Source organism: Paenibacillus sp. MDV22-iso6 (genome assembly GCF_058408365.1).
The window spans coordinates 127,284-148,281 of the sequence record NZ_JBZVDZ010000009.1 but is presented as its reverse complement, the minus strand read 5'-3'; the positions used below and the strand labels follow the sequence as shown (position 1 = coordinate 148,281).

Here is a 20,998-nt window from a genome sequence, read left to right as displayed (position 1 = left end):
ATGCTGCGATGCACAGTGGTCACAAGGATGTGGAGACCAAGTGTAGTTTAAACCAACAAATGTAGCAGCGTACAAGACAGGCCGGGTGAAAAAATGAAAACATCCATATTACTGGTTGGCAGGGGCGATCTGGTTTCTTTTATTCAAGGCATACTGTGTGCAGAAGGGTACCAAGTTGAGAAAATGGAATGGACAGATCTGAACCGTATTTCTGAACTAACACTCACGAATCTTAATATGATCATATTAATGAATGAAGGGTGTCATGAAGATACCCTGAAAAATGGACTAGAGTCTTTTGTGCACGTAGGTGTCACCTCCCCATTACTTGTGATAACTCCCAAGATATCGCCTGAATTGATTGTGGAATTACTCGATTACGGCGCTAATGATGTGATAGAAGCACCTATTCACGGTAATGTGATGATGGCCAGAATACGGAATCTTTTACGTGTGTTCTCGCATGCTTCACAGGAAGATGAAGAAGTCATTGTAGTACATGACCTCAAGGTCAATCTGCGTTCACGTCGTGTAAGTCGTGCAGGCGAATATCTGGTATTAACTCCGAAAGAATACGAATTGCTGGAATTTTTGGCTCGTCATGTGAATGAGGCGTGTCCCCGGAGCGTTATTTTAAGGGAAGTATGGGGGTATGATTTTGCAATGGATACTAATGTGGTGGATGTATATATCAAACATTTACGAGTGAAGGTGGATAAGGGGAGGAGTGTCAAATTAATTCATACCGTTCGTGGCATCGGTTATATGCTTCATACTCAATAAAAGAGGTCGTATCACCGAACATAGTTCCTGTTTTCCACATAACTCCTGTTTGGAGAGAGAACTTCATTGGGTAAATATAAAAGGACCGGATCATCAGATCCGGCCCTACTCGCTTCGTTATTTTCGGAATATGAGCTACAGTACGCGGCGAGCTTTAATATATGTTTTTTTCCAGTTCCCCGAGTTCAAGTCGGAGAGAGTTACACCTGGTGATCCGTACGTGTGCAGAACTTTTCCGTCGCCTGCATATACGCCTACGTGAGTAATATTGGAGCCTGTAGAGCGACTACCGCTGGAGAAGAAGACGAGATCTCCCACTTGCAGATTAGCTTTGGAAACAGCTACACCTTCTTGGGATTGCTTAACGGATGTACGTGGCAGGTCTACACCATACTTTTTGAAGATGTATTTCATAAAAGAAGAGCAGTCAAAATTTTTGGTTGTAGAAGTTGACGCACCAAATTTATATGGAGTTCCTGTAAAGGTTTTACCATAGTTCACGATTTGTTGTCCTGTGGATACAGAAGCGCTTGCTGCCTGTGCGACAGGTGCATTAGTCATTAATACAGCTCCAAAACCTAGTGTAGCGCACAACCCGACGGTTACGGCCTTTTGGACAAAGATGTTTGTTTTCATGTGAGTACCTCCAAAATTCGTTTTCGTTTAGTTGCTAGAGCGAGTATAACAGCTTTGTAACAGCCTAGAAATTGGATGGAACCTGATTCTCCCTAGGGCCGCAACGGTTTGGGTTTGTTTATTAAAATACCATTAAAAATGTCAAAAAATTAATCATTGACGAAGCTCGAATGTTACAAAAATAGAAAAGACCCTTGATATTCAAGGGTCTTTGTTGTTTTATGCTCTTATTTTTAATCTAAATCATAGGTTACAAAAACGTAATAAGTATAGGCGGAAGGTTAATCTTTGCTCTGAATAATGAGTAATAACCCACTATCAATAGAGACGGTGCCAGACTTTCCGAGCAGTTTGTTGCTAATCCCCAAAGATTGTCCCATGCGTATAGTAGCTTGATCTAGCGGGTACATGAAACCTTCCAGTGTGATACCTGTTACTTCATTAGTAAGTGGGAGCAGGGAGATGTACTCATATCCGCGGTCTTCCACAAAAGCTTCGGAGGTCGTTAGCATCATATAATTGTGTTCATCCTGCAGAGTACAGGAAATATGATGCTGCATAGCGCGGACCATAATATGTACGTTAGCCAGTGTATGATCCATGCGTGTGCCCGTTGCGCCCAACATAAGAATGTCAGTAGGCTCAAGATCCAATGCTGTTTCAAATGCCATTTCGGTATCGGTCAAATCCTTATGCACAGGATCACAGGTGATTATCCGTTCGCTGTTATCTCGTACCTTCTCCCGTTCCTGCTCGGTAATGGAATCAAAATCACCTACTGCGATATGTGGTTGAATCCCATGTTCTATTAAGAACAACGCCCCACGATCAGCTGCGATAATGATGTCATCCTTACCGATTTCTTTTAGAAATTGAGGAGAGAGGTTTCCCCCTGTAAAAATAACAATACGTTTCTTAGTCATTCTATTTCATCCTTCCTAATCAATAAAGAAACAATTCACTTCTAATTAAGGTGTTAGAATGATGCAAAAATCATTCACAAAACCAGTATAATCCACAAAATGTGGTTGCACAATTTCGGCATGCGCGGATACAATGGGTAGAGCAACATGGAGATGACTTGAAAAGTGAGGTTTGAACAGGTTGGACTTGCACATTTTTGAAGTATTCAGCATTATAGGTACCATTGCATTTGCAATGTCCGGCGCTTTCGTGGCAATGGAAGAGGAATATGATATTTTGGGTGTACTGGTACTGGGACTCGTGACCGCATTTGGAGGCGGAGTCATTCGTAATGTTCTCATTGGTGTACCCGTAACGATGCTGTGGAGCCAGGGAATGCTGATTATGCTCGCCCTTATATCTGTAGCGATTGCTTTCGTACTACCTCTTAAGTGGATTGGTCACTGGAAGCGGACAGAAGCGCTGTTCGATGCGATTGGACTTGCAGCATTTGCGATTCAAGGGGCGTTATACGCAGCCAATATGGGACATCCCATTAGTGCGGTTATTGTAGCCGCAGTGATGACCGGTATAGGCGGAGGAATCATTCGTGATCTGCTGGCTGGCAGGAAGCCATTGGTACTGCGTGATGAAATTTATGCCGTGTGGGCAATAACAGCTGGTTTTGCCATAGGTATGGGATGGTTCACAACCAACGTTGGGCTGTTAATATGTTTCGCCGCAGTTGTGTTCTTCCGAATGTGTTCTGTTCATTATAAATGGAAGCTGCCTCGTCGTTCTCTGGTACAAACGGAGAGTGTGAAACCTCAGACAGCACCAGCGCCACTTAACCGCACCTTGAGTAAGGGGGAATAACATGATTAACGTTTTGTTTGTATGTTTAGGCAACATATGCCGCTCACCAATGGCTGAGGCTGTCCTCCGTCATAAAGTGAGTGAAAGAGGACTTGATCAGCAGATTTCAGTGGACTCAGCAGGTACAGGAGACTGGCATGTTGGCAAACCTCCGCATGAGGGGACACGATCATTGCTGGATTCATATCAAATTTCTTATGCCAACATGGCGGCAAGGCAATTTGCGAGTGCGGACTTCACACATTTTGATTACATTATATGCATGGATGATTCCAACGCAGCTAACGTAAGAAGTGTAACAGGTGGTGAGGATGCGGAAATTATCAAGATGATGGATCTGCTGCCGAACGAGACGCTCCGTGAAGTACCCGACCCGTATTATACGGGGAATTTTGAAGAAGTATACAGGCTGGTTGATGCAGGCTGCGGCGTGTTGATGGATCGGATTGAAAAGGAACATTCTTTGATATAACAATCGGTGGTGTTCTCTAGGAATGACTTGTGTGATACAAGAGAAGAAGCTGGAACGGACAAGCAGGTGAGCCTGCTTCTTTTTTGAACGTTCATGTAAGCGGTACCATGTGAATGTAAAACAAAAGCGGCATTTCAGCCGCCTGTTCAATAATCGAATTAATTTTCTTGAAGAAAGTAAAGCAATGCTTCCGGCAGCTCGTTCTGCCAGAATCCCCATTGGTGATGCCCGTCTTTCTCCTGATAGGAGACAAGCGCACCTCGTTTTTCCAGCAAATCACGGGTATCCCGGTTTAATTGAACAAAATCATATGTGCCGGTATCGGCTTCAAAGGCAGTCTCCTGCAAACCAACAATCATCCAGATCGATAACCAGGACAAGTCTTCAGCTGCAGCGTAGATTTCCTGGGAAGCGGAGTAGTAAGCTCCAGACATGCTGATGACACGTGTAAACAGGTCTGGATAGAGTAGAGCAAGATGAAGCGAAACGCTGCCACCCAGTGAGTCTCCGGCAAGAACACGTTCCTGCGGAGAGCGGCGCACAGGATATTTCTCTTCTACATAGGGAATAATCTCTTCAGCGAAGCATGAGGTATACGCCTTGAACCGATCGCCGAAAGGGGCGTATTCCTGAGTTCTTACAGACACGTCAACCTGAACTCCTACTATAATGAAAGGTTCGGCTCCCTCGTCGAGAATGATGCGGTTGGCAGTGGTGGCGATACGTCCAAAGTTGAAAAATTCTTCACCGTCCTGACAATATACGACAGGGTAAGATAACAATTCGTTATAGCCTGGGGGAAGATAAATTCGTAATGTGCGCTTCTCTCCGAGATAGCGGCTCTCAATCTCTTCCTTTACAATCGTGCGTTTCAAATAGCGGGAATCCGTCATAAAACGTCACCTTTCTCGGTTAATTTTTGCATTCGACCGCGCAATACGGTAAGATTAACCTTGTGCGGGGATAGGTCAAATACGCAAACATGTATTATGCTGTTATACCAATATTAAGCCCCTGTTATACATACAATCCGGAAGGAAACATAAAAAAATTACGGATATCTTTGACGTATGCAGTGAAACAGGTGTATAATAATATTATAACAGCGGAACTTGATATTCAAATTTTTTGTTGAGGTGAAGAAAAAAATGAGCAAGGTTCCTTATGAAGTATATACGGAGGATGTAGAAGCTCTGTCCGTGCTGTCTCCTGACGGCGAAATCGTTAACAAAGACATGATGCCTAAGCTTTCCGACGATCAATTAAAAGAAATTATGTATCGCATGGTATTTACCCGTACTTGGGATGACCGTGCAGTAAACCTGGGCCGTCAAGGTCGTCTTGGTTTCTATGCTCCAGTATCTGGTCAAGAAGCTACAATGGTTGGTAGTGAATTTGCAATTGAAAAAGAAGACTTTGTATGTCCTGGCTATCGTGACATTCCGCAACTCGTGTGGCATGGACTTCCTCTTTATCAAGCGTTCCTGTACTCCCGTGGACACCAACATGGTGGACAAATTCCGGATGGCGTTAATGTATTGATGCCGCAAATCATCATTGGTGCACAAATCCTGCACGCAATGGGTATTGCTATGGGTTACAAACTGAAGAAACAAAAACAAGTTGTAATTACGTACACAGGTGATGGTGGTTCTTCAGAAGGTGACTTCTATGAAGGTCTGAACTACGCTGGTGTTTACAAATTGCCTGTTATTTTCTTCGTACAAAACAATGGTTATGCCATCACAACTCCTTTTGCTAAACAAACGGCAGCTCTGTCCATCGCTCACAAAGCGGTAGCAGCAGGTATCAAAGGTGTTAAAATTGATGGTATGGACATCTTCGCAGTTATCAAAGCGGTTCAGGAAGCTGCTGAACGTGGTCGTAACGGCGAAGGCGCAACTCTGATCGAAGCAGTAACTTACCGTTTCCGTCCTCACTCCCTTTCTGACGATGCTTCTAAGTATCGTACAAAAGAAGAAGAGGCTGAATGGAATGCTAAAGATCCAATCGCACGTTTTGCTAAATATCTGGAGAAAAAAGGTCTGTGGACTGAAGAAGATACAGCACGTGTGAAAGAAGAAGCAAAAGCAAAAGTGAACGAAGAGATCAAAAAAGCGGAAAAAACCGAGAAAATGACGATTTCAGGCTTGATCGACAGCATGTTCGAACAAACGCCTAAGCACTTGGAAGAGCAAAAAGCTGATTTCCAATAAGTTTTTTCCGATAAAGCATAAACATCCGGGACGGGTTCCGGTGTCCCGGTATACATGTATGAATTCAAATGTGAACTGTCAATGTTTAAGGAGGAAATGAAGCAAATGGCACAAATGAACATGAAAGAAGCAATCCGTGATGCGCTTCGCGTTGAGTTGAAACGTGATCCTAACGTTCTGCTTTTCGGTGAAGACGTAGGTAATGTAGGCGGCGTTTTCCGTGTAACGGAAGGTCTGCAAAAAGAGTTTGGCGAAGAGCGTGTATTTGATACTCCACTCGCTGAGTCCGCTATTGGCGGTCTGGCTGTTGGTTTGGGTGTTCAAGGTTTCCGTCCGGTTGCCGAGATCCAATTCGTTGGTTTTATCTTCGAAGCCCTTGACCAAATGGTAGTTCAAGCAGCTCGTATGCGTTTCCGCTCCGGCGGTAAATATAATTCTCCAATCGTATTCCGTACACCATTCGGTGGCGGTGTAAAAGCGGCAGAATTGCACACAGATTCCCTTGAAGGTTTGCTTACGCAAACTCCGGGTATTAAAGTGGTAGTGCCTTCTAACCCTTACGATGCAAAAGGTCTTATGATCGCTTCTATTCGCGATAACGACCCTGTATTCTTCATGGAGCACTTGAACTTGTACCATGCATTCCGTGCAGAAGTACCTGAAGAAGATTACACAGTTGAGCTGGGCAAAGCGAACGTTGTTCGTGAAGGTTCTGATGTAACTATCATTACTTACGGTATGATGGTTCACACTTCTGTGAAAGCAGCAGAAGAGCTCGAAAAACAAGGAATCAAAGTTGAAGTTATCGACCTTCGTACGGTTAGCCCGATCGACATCGACACTATCGTTGCTTCCATTAAGAAAACAAACCGTGCAATTGTTGTACAGGAAGCTCAAAAGAGCGCAGGTGTTGCAGCTGAAGTCATTGCACAAATCAATGAAAAAGCAATCCTGCACTTGGAAGCTCCGGTTCTGCGTGTAGCTGGTCCGGATACTGTATATCCATTTGCACAAATCGAAGATACATGGCTTCCTAACCCAGCACGTATCGTTGCTGCGGTTAACAAAGTCGTAAATTTCTAATTTAATCATCTGACATGCCGCAAGGCGCAGTATGGTGATCCACACCGCAGCGCAAGCTGCACTGTAAACAGCCATTAGCCCCTTGAGTAACAGTTTATTGCATTAGCAGTAACGGTTGTTTCTTGGAGTTAAGGGTTGTTTTCAGGATTGAGACATAATCAAGGAGGTTTTTCAGTTGGCTAAATTTGAATACAAATTCCCTGAACTGGGCGAAGGCCTTCACGAAGGCGAAATCATCAAGATGCACATCAAAGTCGGTGACAAAGTAACTGACGACGACATCATCATGGAAGTACAGAATGACAAAGCGGTCGTTGAAGTACCTTGTCCGGTTAACGGCACAGTAACAGAAGTATTCGCAAAAGATGGTCAAGTTTGCCACGTTGGCGAAGTTGTTGCAATCATCGACGCTGAAGGTGAGCTTCCAGAGCAAGACGACGCTCCTGCAGGCGAACAAGAAAAAGATGCAGCTCAAGGTGGAGCTGACACAAGCGGTTCTTCCGCAGCAGCTTCCAGCTCGGATGCAGCTAAAGAAGGCGGAAACAACAGCGTTCCGGCAGTACCTGCCAAAGACGTTCTGGCAACACCAAGCGTGCGTAAATTTGCTCGCGAACAAGGCGTAGACATCGCTCAAGTTAACGGTACTGGCAACAACGGTAAAGTTACCAAAGAAGATGTTGAATCCTTCAAAAACGGTGGCGGTTCTTCCGCAGCGGCATCTTCCGAAACTCCGGCTCAAGAAGAGAAAAAATCCGCAACACCAGCAGCTGCTGCAGCTGATCAACGTGTGGAAGAAGAGCGCGTACCATTCAAAGGTATCCGTAAAGCGATCTCCAATGCGATGGTTAAATCGGCTTACACAGCACCTCACGTTACAATCATGGACGAAGTGGACGTAACTGAACTGGTTGCTTTCCGTACTCGCATGAAACCTATCGCTGAGAAAAAAGGTACAAAAGTAACTTATCTGCCATTCATCGTTAAAGCTCTGGTTGCTGCTTCCCGTGAGTTCCCAGCATTGAACGCTATGATTGATGAAGAAGCTAATGAAATTGTATACAAAAAATACTACAACATCGGTATCGCTACAGATACAGACAACGGCTTGATCGTTCCTGTTATCAAAGATGCTGATCGTAAATCCATCTGGATGATCGCTGATTCCATTCGTGATCTGGCAGCTCGTGGCCGCGATGGCAAATTGAGCGCGAACGAAATGAGAGGAAGCACAATCTCCATCAGTAACATCGGTTCTGCTGGCGGTATGTTCTTCACTCCGATCATCAACTTCCCTGAAGTTGCAATTCTCGGAACTGGACGCATCAGCGAAAAAGCCGTTATTAAAAATGGCGAAGTTGTTGCAGCACCTGTAATGGCTCTTTCCCTGAGCTTTGACCACCGTATCATCGATGGCGCAACAGCACAAAACTTTATGAACTACATTAAACAGCTGCTCGCTAACCCTGAGCTGCTTGTTATGGAGGTGTAAGATATGGTAGTAGGCGACGCTTCTCTCAATATCGACACATTAGTAATTGGTGCGGGTCCTGGTGGCTATGTAGCTGCCATCCGTGCTGCTCAACTGGGCCAAAGCGTATTGATCGTAGACAAATCCGAACTGGGTGGCGTTTGTTTGAACCGCGGATGTATTCCATCCAAAGCCCTGATCTCGGCTGCACACCAATATGAGTCTGCATTGCACGGCGAAGCTTTTGGTATCTCTGCTGAGAACGTAAAAGTGGACTTCAGCAAAACTCAAGAATTCAAAAACGGCGTTGTTAAGAAAATGACTGGCGGCGTAGCTGGTTTGCTCAAAGGCAACAAAGTTGAAGTTTTCAACGGTGAGTGCATGTTCATTAACGAAAACGAAGCTCGTGTATTTAACGATCACGAGTCTCCACGTTACAAATTCAAAAATGCAATCATTGCAACAGGTTCCCGTCCAATCGAACTGAAACCTTTCCCGTTTGGCGGACGCATTCTGTCTTCAACAGAAGCTCTGAACTTGCCTGAAGTTCCAAAAAGCATGATCGTTATCGGTGGCGGTTATATCGGTGCTGAGCTTGGTCAAATGTACTCCAAATTCGGTGCTAAAGTAACAATCATCGAAGGTTTGGATACTGTACTGCCAGGTTTCGATAAAGACATGACTAGCCTCGTAGCTAAAAACATGAAGAAAACAGGCATCGAAATCGTAACGGGTGCAAAAGCTGAGAGTGCTGAGCAAACGGATAAAGATGTAACTGTTAAATATTCCGTAAATGGTGAATCCAAAGAAGTAACTGCAGATTACCTGCTGGTTACTGTAGGACGTCGTCCAAATACAGACGGAGAGCTTGGTCTGGACCTGATTGGCGTAGACGTTGACGAGCGTGGATTCGTTAAAGTTGATCACCAAGGCCGTACTAGCATTCCTCACATCTTTGCAATCGGTGATATCGTATCCGGTCTGGCACTTGCCCACAAAGCTTCTTATGAAGGTAAAGTGGCTGCTGAAGCGATCGCAGGACAACCATCTGTAGTTGACTACAAATGTATGCCTGCAGTTGTGTTCACAGATCCTGAGTGCTCCAGCGTAGGTTACACTGAGAAAGAAGCTAAAGAAAAAGGCTACAAAGTAAAAGCTGGCAAATTCCCATATGCGGGTAATGGCCGTGCTGTATCTTTGAACCACGCTGAAGGCTTCGTGAAAATCGTTGCTGACGAAGAAAGCGGCCTCGTGTTGGGTTGCCAAATCGTAGGTCTGGAAGCTTCCAACCTGATTGCTGAGCTTGGTCTCGCAATTGAAATGGGTGCTACTCTGGAAGATTTGGCGCTGACTATTCACGCTCACCCTACTTTGGGTGAAATCGTGATGGAAGCTGCGGAACTGGTTATGGGTCATCCGATCCACATCATTTCCCGCTAATATCGTCTAAGCTTCGGATTCGTCCGGCATTATACGTAAATCAAGAAGGGATGGATAACGTGTTACAGCGTTGTCTGTCCCTTTTTTTATGTGAACACCTAAAGAGAGAGCCTGTTAATGACATGAATTAATGAGGTTCAGTAGCACTTAAATCAATTAAGCACCATGCAATCAGAAGCTTAATGTGGTACACTGTAACAACCAATATGACAGCGGAGGGCTTAGGTCGATGCTGTTTTTTTTAAAATAAGGCAAATTGGAGCAAACACCAGTTGTGTGAATGTTCTTGTTTGTTTTTATTGCTATGAAATTAGAAGTGCGAGGGGAATATAATTTGAAAAACTATCTCGATTTATTACAGGATATCTTGGATACTGGCGTGCATAAGGGAGATCGCACCGGAACTGGAACACAGTCGGTATTTGGCAGACAGCTCAGATACGACCTATCCGAAGGGTTCCCGCTGGTAACAACTAAGCGAATCCATCTGAAATCAGTCATTCATGAGTTGTTGTGGTTTTTGAGCGGGGATACGAATATATCCTATCTCAAGGAAAACGGCGTGAAGATCTGGGACGATTGGGCTGACGAAAATGGCGACCTAGGTCCGGTATATGGATCACAATGGCGTACTTGGGAAGCACCAAACGGGGAGAAGATCGATCAGATTGCTGCCGTTATTGATTCGATCAAGAATAATCCAGATTCACGGCGTCACCTCGTTAGTGCCTGGAATGTGGCGGAGATTAACAACATGAAATTGCCTCCTTGTCATTTCGCGTTTCAGTTCTATGTGGCTGAGGGTAAACTATCGTGTATGCTTACCATGCGTTCTGTAGATACGTTCCTCGGGTTGCCATTTAACATTGCCAGCTATGCGCTGCTGACACATATGATTGCGCAGCAGTGTGATCTTGAAGTGGGAGAGTTCATCTGGTCCGGTGGGGATGTTCATATCTACTCAAACCATGTGGAACAAGTGAAAACGCAGTTGGAGCGTGAACCATTCGCGTTGCCTAAATTGGTAATCAAGCGCAAGCCGGATTCCATTTTCGATTATACGTTTGATGATTTTGAGTTTGAGAACTATCAGCATCATCCGGGTATTAAAGCCCCGATTGCCGTATAAACAGACACGGATTGAAGGAGTGTGAAATCTTGAGCATTGAACTTGTATGGGCGATGGGCGAGAATGGTGTCATTGGATTGAATAATTCCATTCCGTGGCGTTTGCCTAAAGATATGGCCTTTTTCAAGCAACGTACGTTGAACAAAACGATTATTATGGGACGTAACACATGGGAGTCCTTTGGAGGCAAGCCGCTTCCGCAACGTCGGAATATTGTTGTAACAAGAGATCTGAACTACCAAGCGAATCAGGCTGAAGTGGTGCATACGATTGAAGAGGGTCTGGAAGTTACAAAAGGCGAAGAGCTCTGCGTCATTGGCGGTTCCCAGGTCTATCGTGAGTTTTTGCCGCTCGCAGATCGTCTGGTGGTGACCAAAATCCATGAGAATTTTGAGGGGGATACCTTTTTCCCGGAAGTGGATTGGTCGGAGTGGGAGCTAACAGAACAGATTGAAGGCGAGCAAGATGAAAAAAATGTTTATGCATATACGTTTGAGTTCTACGAACGAAAACGGTAAAAGGGTCATAAGATGAAGTAGAAGAGCCCAAACATATGCTATTTACGAAGTATAGGGGCGCTGATTTGCGAAATATTCGTGAACAGCGTCTTTTCTTTTAGAAATAGAATGAAATAAATACGAATTAACATATAAATGACATAAATATGACGTAAAAATAACGAAAAAATGAATGCAATACATATCCCCTTAATCACTCTGTGGTAAAAAAGTATAAAAATTGTGGGAATTCACCGTTGTAAAGCCCTAAAATCAGTTATTGTTCGGATTTGGCAGCCTAAAACAGCATAAATTGTTGTTTTTAATGACAAATTACCTCACATTTAAATGACGTTTCGTCCGTTTTTTCATCAATTAAACGTCTGGTTTTGTACAGCCAAACCTTAGAAATAACCATTTTAAGGGTATTGACCATGGGTAGACTTGGACGATATGATGTATAAAATACAAATAATTATTCGGATAATCCATTTAATATTCAGCATGCAAAGTGCTACTATAATTGAAATATCTTCGAGAAGATTTTGTGATACAATATACAAAAACTCAAACATGAGTAATCCATTTCATATAGAACCATGCAGATGAAGGGATTAAGACAAGAACGGATGGGGGAAAACGTAAGATGTCTACACCTACTGGATTTATGGAATACAAACGGCAGCTACCTGCGGACCGCCAACCAGCGGAGCGGGTTAAGGATTGGGAAGAGTTTCATAAACATATGGCTGAAGAAGAGCTCAGAACACAAGGTGCACGATGCATGGATTGTGGTACCCCGTATTGCCATACAGGTATAGATATGACTGGCGGAACGTCGGGCTGCCCTGTGCATAACCTGATTCCAGAATGGAATAATCTGGTGTATCGTGGTTTGTGGAGAGAGGCGCTTGATCGTCTGCACAAAACGAATAATTTCCCTGAGTTTACAGGTCGTGTCTGTCCTGCTCCTTGTGAAGGTTCATGCACAGTGGGACTGATCGGTGAACCTGTAACCATCAAAACGATTGAAGAAGCCATTATTGAAAAGGGTTTTGAAGAAGGATGGGTAGTTCCCCAGCCACCGGAGAAACGTACGGGTAAACGTGTAGCAGTTGTAGGTTCAGGTCCAGCAGGACTGGCTACAGCAGCTCAGTTAAATAAAGCAGGTCACTCGGTAACGGTATACGAGCGCTCCGACCGTGTCGGCGGTTTGCTGATGTATGGTATCCCTACGATGAAATTGGACAAAAACGTCGTTCAGCGTCGTGTTGATTTGTTGGAAGCAGAAGGCATTCAATTTGTAACAAACACGGAGATCGGTAAAGATATTGCTGCGCAGCAACTGGTGGATGATTATGATGCGGTTGTCCTGTGCGGCGGTGCAACCAAACCACGTGAGTTTAACATTGAAGGCAGTGACTTGAAAGGCGTACATTACGCCATGGATTTCCTGAATGGCAGCATCAAAAGTTACCTGGACTCCAACCTTGAGGATGGTAACTACCTGTCAGCACAGGACAAGGATGTTATCGTCATCGGTGGCGGGGATACAGGTTCCGACTGTGTAGCTACATCACTTCGTCATGGTTGTCGAAGCATTACACAATTTGGTACACATACTCAGGCTCCTATGGAACGTGATCGCATTAACAACCCTTGGCCACAATTCCCGAACGTATATACTCTTGATTATGCACAGGAAGAAGCGAAAGCATTGTTCGGTGACGATCCGCGTGAGTTCTCCATCATGACGACCAAATTTGTGGGTGACGACGAGGGTAATCTCAAAGAACTTCACACCGTTCAAATCGAGCGTATTGTAGATGAGACGGGACGTAAGATCTATCAGCCGATTCCAGGTACAGAGCGCGTCTTCCCAGCTCAAATGGCCATGATTGCTATCGGTTTTGACGGACCGGAACAGACTCTTGTGGAGCAACTCGGACTTGCAACAGACCGTCGTACCAATGTTAAGGCGCGTTACGGAAAATACAATACCAATGTGGATAAAGTATTTGCAGCAGGTGACATGCGTCGTGGTCAAAGTCTGGTTGTATGGGCAATTAATGAAGGCCGTGAAGCTGCCCGTGAAGTGGACAAATACTTGATGGGTGCTACAGTTCTCGTATAAAGAATAATGAGCCGTATATGTATATGGATTTGCAATTTTTTTAATAAAATATATAACTGATTCAATAAAACTCTCGCAATTAGCGGGGTTTTTTTGTTGTTTTTAAGATAACATGAGACGTTCAGCTACAATTATTTTAGACAACTGTGAGGTATAGCATTGCTTTTTATCTCATAAAGATTTATTATTACATTATAATGATTATAAATAAGAAACGTAATGACACTTAATTAAAAACTACACGAATTGTGAAATTATAATATCCGGAGGTGCAATCTTTATGGCAAGTAACCGGGACAAATCCATTTCAGAACAGATTGATGACATTAAAAAACAGTTGGTTGCAAAAGGGTATAAGCTGACACAGCAACGAGAAGTTACGGTACGTGTGTTACTTGAGCATGAGAAGGATCATTTTAGCGCAGAGGAAGTATTTCTGCTAGTCAAGGAACAATTCCCCGAGATTGGCTTGGCTACGGTATATCGTACGCTAGAACTGCTTAGTGACCTACAGGTCGTAGAAAAGATTAACTTTGGGGACGGTGCTGCGCGCTTTGACCTGCGAAGTACGGATGGTTCACATCACCATCATCATTTGATTTGCACAGAGTGTGGCACTGTAGAAGAAATCATGGAGGATGGTTTGCTTCGTTTGGAACAACAAATCGAGCGTCAGTACGGCTTTGCCGTTACAGACCATCGACTTGATTTTCAGGGCGTATGCAAAGAGTGCAGAGCGAAGCAGGCTTTGAATGAACAGGCAGCAGGGTAAATCCAATGGGGAGGATGCTCCCGCAACCAAAATCTGATATAATAAGTTTCAGAAGCAAGGGGCTTCCGTGGGCGGAAGGCCCCTTTTTGCCGTCATCTGGACGGTGAAGGAGGAGAGATGGACGGATGAAGACACTGGTTATTGCGGAAAAGCCCGACATGGGCCGAACCATTGCCGCCGTCATAGAACCAAGAGCCAAGAACAATCGCAATTATTTGGAAGGTGAGCATTACATTATCACCTGGGCGATTGGTCATCTATTGGGACTTGCTGAACCGGATGCCTATGATTCAAAGTACAAGCGCTGGAATATCGGCGACCTGCCGATCATTCCGGATCAGTTCAAGATTGTACCCAACCCCAGAACGAAAGATCAACTGAAAATGATCGGAGAACTTGCAAAAAGGGCATCGGCCATCGTTAATGCTTGTGATGCAGGGCGAGAGGGACAGTATATTTTTGCCTTAATTCAACAACAGTTGAAGCTGCGTCAGCCTGTCAAACGGCTGTGGATATCGGACCTGACCGCTGAGAGTATTAAACGTGGTTTTGACGGTTTGAAAGATGCCTCGGAATTTGAGAATTTGACCCATGCTGCCAGGGCTCGTAGTGAAGCGGATTGGCTGATTGGCATGAATGCATCCCGGGCTTTCACTACTCGACATAATGCCTTGCTCTCTGTAGGCCGGGTGCAGACTCCGGTACTGGCCTTGATCTATGATCGGGAAATCGAGATTGAAGCGTTCCAGTCCCAGACCTTTTATGAAGTAGCCGCTTGGTTTCGTCAGGAAGGAGTGGAGTACAGGGGATTACGTCAAGGAGACAAGCTGACCGACCCCGCCGTTGCTGAATCGATTGCGACCAGTGTGAAGGGGAAGACGGGACAAATTACCAAGTACGAAGCAAAACAGACCAAGGAGTATCCATACCGGTTGTATGACCTGACCCTTTTGCAGCGTGAAGCAAATGCCAAGTATGGATATGGAGCGAAGAAAACGTTGGATATTGCACAGGCGCTTTACGAGAAACATAAAGTGATCTCTTATCCACGGACCAATTCAAACTATGTTACGGAACAGAATATTGAAGGTATGCACAAAACGCTGAATCTGCTTAAAAATGGACCTTATAGTGAACTGGCGCAAGGAGCGAAACCTGAACTTGTTCATAAAGGTAACAAGGGTGTATGTAACCCATCCAGAGTTGAGGATCACCATGCGATTCTGCCTACATTGAAACGACCGGGTACGTTATCCAAGGATGAACAGAATATCTATGATCTGATCGTAAGACGTTTCTTATCTCATTTCTATCCCCCAGCAGAGTATAAGCAGCATACCGTGCTCACTGATGTTGAGAAGCACCAGTTCAAGACATCTGTGAAAGAACTGCTGTCACTGGGGTGGAAGGTGGTACTGGGAACTTCGGATCAGGAGCAGACAGGCAAGAAAAAGACAAAGAAAAACAGCAACGAAGAAGAGGAAGCAGAGGAATGGACGGACAAGGCCTTTGCCGTTCAACCTGAATTGCCTGTTCAATGTACCAAGAGTGAATTCAAGGAGAAGGCGACACAGCCTCCCAAGAGTTATACTGAGGGAACGTTGCTAAAAGCAATGGAGAGTGCAGGGAAACAGATCGAGAATGAAGAGCTCCGTGATGCTATGAAGGACAGTGGATTAGGTACACCTGCGACTCGTGCGGCAACGATCGAACGACTCAAAAACGTGGGTTACATTACGATGCAGGGTAAAAAGATGCAATTGACGTTGAAGGGTCGGACAGCCATCGAATTGATCCGTAAGGCAGGCGTAGATCTGTTAACCTCGCCTGAAATGACGGGCCAATGGGAAAGAAGATTGTACCAAATTTCCAAAGGTGAAGCGGGCCAGGATAAGTTTATGGAGAACGTCAAAAAATTTACGATGTCCATTATTGATAAAGTACGTGTGCAGGCACCCGCACCAGCGGATGCTTTTGGGGAAGACACACGTGGGGGACGGGGTAAAGGCAAAGGAGCCAAAACCCAGAGAACCAGCACTAGAACTACTTCTACCAAGACATCAGGTACTGGCTCAAGTACCATTGCAGGTTCGAAGCCTTCACGTCAAACGTCGGGAGCGTCATCCAGAAATGGCAGTGTTGCGAACTCAACGGCACAAACGCGAACTTCGACTTCCAGTCAACCGGGCGTTCGTGAAACGCTGGCATCCTGTCCTTCACCGGGTTGCACCGGTCAGATTATTGAAGGCAAGAAAGGTTATGGCTGTACAAGGTTTAAGGAAGGTTGCGGCTTTGTCATATGGAAAGAGTACGTCGGCAAGAAAATAACCAGTACGATGTTAAAAGCGTTGATTGAAAAGGGCAGTACTCAGGTACTGGCTTTTAAACGAAAAGACGGAAGTACGGTGAAGGCACGTATTATTTTGCAAGATAATGTAACCGGCAAACTATCTGCGGAAAAGCAGGATGCATAAGTTTATTGGATGTAAAAGCAGAAAGAAGAACGTGAAGGCTGATATACCAGCGCCAAATCCTATTAGAATTAAATAAGAAAAGGACCCTTATCCAAGGGTCCTTTTCTGTTGCTGCTGTTGTATATTTTCATGGATGACCTTCGGTACCTCTTCCAGGGCGGTGATGGTATACATCGATGTCTCTGGATTAGGTTGAAGCTCCACCATGTTGTATTGCCATTCGTTCGGCTGTTTGATATATATGCTATGGATGCCGGCCGTCACTGCTGGCATGATGTCTGTGCGCAGTGAGTTTCCAATCATCCAAGTTGCACGACGTTCAAACGGTCCAGTTGAAAGAATGCCTTCGAGCGCTTCAATGTTCTTATGTTGCCGAATGTAGATCCGGTCATCGAAATAAGCCGAGAGCTTCATCTGGTCAATCTTCCGCTGCTGAATTACGGTTTCTCCACCTGTATACAGGTAGAGGGCATGTCCAGCTGATTTAAGATTCTCCAGCGTTTCGACCATATGAGGATAAGGTTCAACCTCTTGGTCATATACACTCATTCCCAATTTGGTGAGGTAAGACTCTTCTTGATGAGAGGTTGGCTTTGAGAACTTCTGGGAGAAGTAACGGTAGGTATCAATAAGGGATTGCGGGAAATGGTGACTTGCAAATCCCAGTTTGTTGACCCCGGTTACATCAATCTCCAGCTGTTTCTCCCTAATTTGTTGAACCGTTAGGGCATGTCCATCAAACCACTCCTGCATGTTCTCGAAGAATTCACCAAGCACCAGGTTGAAATATTTATTACAATACACGAGTGTATCATCTAGATCAAACAAAATATGTTGTTTTATTATTTTCATATCCAATTCACTCCTTGCAGCAGCACAGTTGTTCATATTTTATATGCGAATATAAGATTCCAGGAACATATTCAATTCAGATACGCCATCTGGTCGAATACTGTATTTCTCCTTGCGATTACTGCCGAGCAGATGGGTTCGCAGCAGTCCGGCGATGCGCAGTGCCATAACCTGATCTTTAACCATATCCTCGTCTTTACCCAGCTCCTCACACATCTCAGCGAGTGACTTCGGTTCACCTGACACGTAGCGTAGAAGACGGAGTCTTTCCGGATCAGCCAGGGCATGTGTGAAACGAAGCAGACAGGTTGGTGGTTGGTCTTCATCCTCTTCGGGTGCGTCTACAGGATACTGCATGATCATCATGCCCTCATAGAAGCAGTACATATTAATGGGGCGGTTGTGGACGGTTGGAAACAGGATAACTTCATCCAGTCCAGGCATCGGTTCAACCAGAACACCCGCAGTAGCGTATTCAATAAGGAGTTCAGGCCCCATTTTTTCAAGCAGTACCCGTTTCTCTTCAGCGTCTTCCTCCAGCCAGGTACGATAATCCTCACTCATATTCTGGCAGTAATGCTGATCCCAGAGTCGCAAAAGTGGCACATAGCTATCCCGAATACGTGTAGATTCTTCTATTGTAAGATGGGGTAGCAGAACAGATACGCGTGCGAACAGCTCTTCGGCTGTTAGTCCAGCAAGCATATCCAGAAAATCAATATTCTCATTAGAAGTGTTCCGATAGGCCGCCCATGCAAATAATACATCAAAGTCATCAAAAGGCCAGGTGGCAGCAGGTGCGAGCGCTGCTCGAACATTGGAACTTAGTTTGCCTTCCACCTCAATGATCCATTCAGGGCCAACATCCAGATGTTGAATCCACTTCTTCGTTACATATACCAAAAAGCTGTTGAGCATTTCATATATCGGTGAAACATCGATTTTAACATGATAAGCCATATGATGCAGAATCCTCCCGTCACATCTAAATGTACGCAGCGACTTAAGTACTATTATGGCTTGTTTTGCAGGGCGTTGTCCACTATAATGTTCAAGTCCAGGGCAAAACGCCTGGCGTAACCATACATGATCAATAGAATAGTTATAACATGCGAAAGGTCGTCAGTGATGGCGATTTTTCTTTGTATGCTTGCAGGAGGAATGATTTTTGTGTCATCTATAACCACCCCCAAATTATCACATTCTACATCAAACTATCTCATTCTGATTACCGTTATTGTTGTGGCGGGGATCAGCCAGGGACTTTTATTGCCGGTGCTCTCCATTTTCTTGGAGCAAAAAGGAGTCTCGCCGGGTTTGAACGGATTGAATGCAGCCGCATTGTACGTTGGATCTTTTGCCATGACCTTGGTGGCGGAACGACTGCTGGGAGCTATTGGTTTCAAAAAGCTGATTATCGGCGGACTGTTATTTGTCATGATTCCCCTGATTCTATTTCCTTATTTTCCGGATATCAAAATTTGGTTTATTTTGCGTCTCGTCGTCGGAATCGGTGATAGTGCACTCCATTATTCTGCCCAGCTATGGGTACTACTGGTGACCGCACCCGAAAAACGCGGACGTTACATCTCTTTATATGGTATGTCTTATGGTTTAGGATTCAGTATTGGCCCATTGGGAATCAAGCTGCTCGGGTTTGGGGATGCCGTTCCATTCTGGGTATTATTCGTATGTATGGCTGCGGTACTTATGCTTGTATTAATGAAGCTTCCCGATACGAAGCCGGAAAAGGCCGAACATGGACAACTGCCTGAACGCCGTTTCCGACGCAGCTTGGCCTGGGCATGGTATGCGCTGTTGCCTGCGTTATTGTACGGGTACATGGAAGCCGGGATGAACAGCAATTTTCCAGTATACGGGCTGCGTATTGGTCTGGATGCCAATCAGATATCGTCCTTGCTGCCTTTTGTCGGAATAGGTGGTCTGTTTCTGCAATTACCTCTAGGTATGTTGAGTGATCGTTATGGTCGGAAGCAAACGTTAATGTTTGCTGGTATTACAGGAGGTATCATCTTCATGCTGGTTCCTGTGGCCGGCACACATTTCTGGTGGACACTTGTGCTGTTGACCATAGCAGGAGGTCTGGTAGGTTCATTTTTCTCGCTTGGCCTGGCCTATGCCGCAGATATTTTGCCAAAAGTGCTGCTGCCTGCAGCGAACGTAGTGGCCTCATTTCATTTTACAATTGGAAGCATCATTGGACCGAATCTGGGAGGGCAAGTGATTAACTGGATTTCACCAGGAAGCATGTTTATTTTGCTTGGATTCATGTATCTTCTATTTGGTGCAGCAGGTGTATTATTTCGTCGTAAACCTATGCTCGAATCTGTGGTAAAATAGAAGCTGGTGTTCGCATGGAAATTGATGTCCATTTCCGAGTACACTAGTAGTAGGGAAAAACATGGACAAGAGGAGACATCGCGATGATCAGAGTTGAGGGTTTAAGCAAATCCGTTGGAGCGGACCGGGTTCCGGTTCTGCGGGATATACGATTCGATATGCAACAGGGAGAAATGATTGGTGTAGTGGGCTCAAGTGGCAGCGGAAAAAGCATGCTGCTTAAATGTCTTTCTATGATGGAAAAATGGGACAGTGGTCGATTTACGGTGGACGGCGCCGAGATTATAAAAGAAGGTTGGTCTGGAAAACGGAAAATTAAACGGGAATGGGCATACTTGGAACAGAATCCGCAATTGTATCCGAGACGTACAGCTTTGAAAAATGTATTGATCGGTCGTTCTGGTCAAACTCCTCTATGGAGAATGGTAACAGGTATGGTTCGTTCCGATGATTATATGGGTGCGATGGATTATCTGGAAGGGCTCGGATTGCTGGATAAAGCACACCAGACGGCAGAGAAACTCAGCGGTGGCGAGAAGCAGCGTGTTGCGATTGCCCGAGCGCTGGCGCATGGTGCCAAAGTTGTTTTGGCGGATGAACCTGTCATCGGACTTGATCCTCATACCGCAGATACGGTGCTGGAAACACTGCGCAAATTGTGCGAAGAGGAACGGGCTACCGTAATTGCAGTATTGCCGATTGAGATGGCAGAGAAACATGCGACCCGCATCTGGGGTCTTGCAGAAGGCAAGATTGCTTTTGATATACGTGGACGTCGGTTGACACAGCAAGAAAAAAATATGATTTAAACTATTGAAAAGAGTGATGAATTTGCTTAATTCACGGTGGGGGCGCCTGTTAGCGGGGGGAGCAGTAAGTATCTTGCTCGGTTCAGTCCTTAG

Annotated in this window: 19 protein-coding genes; 14 read left to right on the top strand and 5 right to left on the bottom strand. The window is 45.0% G+C overall.

Annotated elements, in window-relative coordinates:
• Positions 1-93 precede the first annotated feature (93 nt).
• Positions 94-783, top strand: coding sequence for a winged helix-turn-helix domain-containing protein (locus AC4PM4_RS24355; RefSeq protein WP_400345526.1), 690 nt, complete (start codon positions 94-96; stop codon positions 781-783).
• Between the two features lie 135 nt (positions 784-918).
• Here AC4PM4_RS24355 and AC4PM4_RS24350 read toward each other — a convergent pair whose 3' ends face one another.
• The gene (locus tag AC4PM4_RS24350) at positions 919-1,419 is read right to left on the bottom strand and encodes a C40 family peptidase (RefSeq protein ID WP_053780904.1); all 501 of its coding nucleotides are present in this window, start codon (positions 1,417-1,419) and stop codon (positions 919-921) included.
• A 281-nt stretch (positions 1,420-1,700) separates the two neighbouring features.
• Positions 1,701-2,342 (bottom strand): thiamine diphosphokinase, encoded by a 642-nt coding sequence (locus AC4PM4_RS24345; RefSeq protein WP_063562833.1) that lies wholly within the window; start codon positions 2,340-2,342, stop codon positions 1,701-1,703.
• 187 nt (positions 2,343-2,529) lie between these two features.
• Between AC4PM4_RS24345 and AC4PM4_RS24340 the strand changes: the two genes are divergently transcribed.
• Positions 2,530-3,198 (top strand): trimeric intracellular cation channel family protein, encoded by a 669-nt coding sequence (locus AC4PM4_RS24340; RefSeq protein WP_063563197.1) that lies wholly within the window; start codon positions 2,530-2,532, stop codon positions 3,196-3,198.
• A 1-nt stretch (position 3,199) separates the two neighbouring features.
• Positions 3,200-3,670: a low molecular weight protein-tyrosine-phosphatase gene (locus AC4PM4_RS24335; protein WP_491614749.1), complete on the top strand. Its 471-nt coding sequence runs from the start codon at positions 3,200-3,202 to the stop codon at positions 3,668-3,670.
• Between the two features lie 158 nt (positions 3,671-3,828).
• On the opposite strand, the gene AC4PM4_RS24330 is transcribed toward AC4PM4_RS24335, so the two are convergent.
• Positions 3,829-4,563, bottom strand: a complete 735-nt coding sequence (locus tag AC4PM4_RS24330; RefSeq protein ID WP_063562831.1) for an alpha/beta hydrolase — start codon at positions 4,561-4,563, stop codon at positions 3,829-3,831.
• A 255-nt stretch (positions 4,564-4,818) separates the two neighbouring features.
• Here AC4PM4_RS24330 and pdhA point away from each other — a divergent pair, with 255 nt between their 5' ends.
• The 9 genes from pdhA (at position 4,819) to AC4PM4_RS24285 (ending at position 16,883) form a co-directional block, all read left to right on the top strand.
• Positions 4,819-5,886 carry a pyruvate dehydrogenase (acetyl-transferring) E1 component subunit alpha gene (pdhA, locus tag AC4PM4_RS24325; protein WP_053780908.1) on the top strand — a complete coding sequence of 356 codons (1,068 nt, stop codon included), beginning with the start codon at positions 4,819-4,821 and terminating at the stop codon, positions 5,884-5,886.
• A 105-nt stretch (positions 5,887-5,991) separates the two neighbouring features.
• Complete coding sequence (locus AC4PM4_RS24320; protein WP_062325380.1) at positions 5,992-6,969, top strand: alpha-ketoacid dehydrogenase subunit beta; 978 nt, start codon at positions 5,992-5,994, stop codon at positions 6,967-6,969.
• Positions 6,970-7,144: 175 nt separating this feature from the next.
• Positions 7,145-8,458 carry a dihydrolipoamide acetyltransferase family protein gene (locus AC4PM4_RS24315; RefSeq protein ID WP_491614748.1) on the top strand — a complete coding sequence of 438 codons (1,314 nt, stop codon included), beginning with the start codon at positions 7,145-7,147 and terminating at the stop codon, positions 8,456-8,458.
• A 3-nt stretch (positions 8,459-8,461) separates the two neighbouring features.
• Entirely contained in the window at positions 8,462-9,877 is a 1,416-nt protein-coding gene (gene lpdA / locus AC4PM4_RS24310; protein WP_024630356.1) for a dihydrolipoyl dehydrogenase, read from the top strand.
• Between the two features lie 334 nt (positions 9,878-10,211).
• The gene (thyA, locus tag AC4PM4_RS24305) at positions 10,212-11,006 is read left to right on the top strand and encodes a thymidylate synthase (protein WP_063562828.1); all 795 of its coding nucleotides are present in this window, start codon (positions 10,212-10,214) and stop codon (positions 11,004-11,006) included.
• Positions 11,007-11,035: 29 nt separating this feature from the next.
• Positions 11,036-11,524, top strand: a complete 489-nt coding sequence (locus tag AC4PM4_RS24300; protein ID WP_076289129.1) for a dihydrofolate reductase — start codon at positions 11,036-11,038, stop codon at positions 11,522-11,524.
• Between the two features lie 625 nt (positions 11,525-12,149).
• Positions 12,150-13,637 carry a glutamate synthase subunit beta gene (locus AC4PM4_RS24295; RefSeq protein ID WP_024633996.1) on the top strand — a complete coding sequence of 496 codons (1,488 nt, stop codon included), beginning with the start codon at positions 12,150-12,152 and terminating at the stop codon, positions 13,635-13,637.
• Between the two features lie 304 nt (positions 13,638-13,941).
• The gene (fur, locus tag AC4PM4_RS24290; protein ID WP_024633997.1) at positions 13,942-14,409 is read left to right on the top strand and encodes a ferric iron uptake transcriptional regulator; all 468 of its coding nucleotides are present in this window, start codon (positions 13,942-13,944) and stop codon (positions 14,407-14,409) included.
• A gap of 125 nt (positions 14,410-14,534) precedes the next feature.
• A complete protein-coding gene (locus tag AC4PM4_RS24285; protein ID WP_491614747.1) occupies positions 14,535-16,883 on the top strand; it encodes a type IA DNA topoisomerase in 2,349 nt (782 codons plus the stop codon).
• An 87-nt stretch (positions 16,884-16,970) separates the two neighbouring features.
• On the opposite strand, the gene AC4PM4_RS24280 is transcribed toward AC4PM4_RS24285, so the two are convergent.
• Complete coding sequence (locus AC4PM4_RS24280) at positions 16,971-17,735, bottom strand: HAD family hydrolase (RefSeq protein ID WP_072733280.1); 765 nt, start codon at positions 17,733-17,735, stop codon at positions 16,971-16,973.
• A gap of 39 nt (positions 17,736-17,774) precedes the next feature.
• Positions 17,775-18,695: an ArsR/SmtB family transcription factor gene (locus AC4PM4_RS24275; protein WP_063562824.1), complete on the bottom strand. Its 921-nt coding sequence runs from the start codon at positions 18,693-18,695 to the stop codon at positions 17,775-17,777.
• Positions 18,696-18,896: 201 nt separating this feature from the next.
• Between AC4PM4_RS24275 and AC4PM4_RS24270 the strand changes: the two genes are divergently transcribed.
• The gene (locus AC4PM4_RS24270) at positions 18,897-20,096 is read left to right on the top strand and encodes an MFS transporter (protein WP_063562823.1); all 1,200 of its coding nucleotides are present in this window, start codon (positions 18,897-18,899) and stop codon (positions 20,094-20,096) included.
• A gap of 83 nt (positions 20,097-20,179) precedes the next feature.
• Positions 20,180-20,905, top strand: a complete 726-nt coding sequence (locus tag AC4PM4_RS24265) for a phosphonate ABC transporter ATP-binding protein (RefSeq protein WP_491614746.1) — start codon at positions 20,180-20,182, stop codon at positions 20,903-20,905.
• Positions 20,906-20,998: the final 93 nt, after the last annotated feature.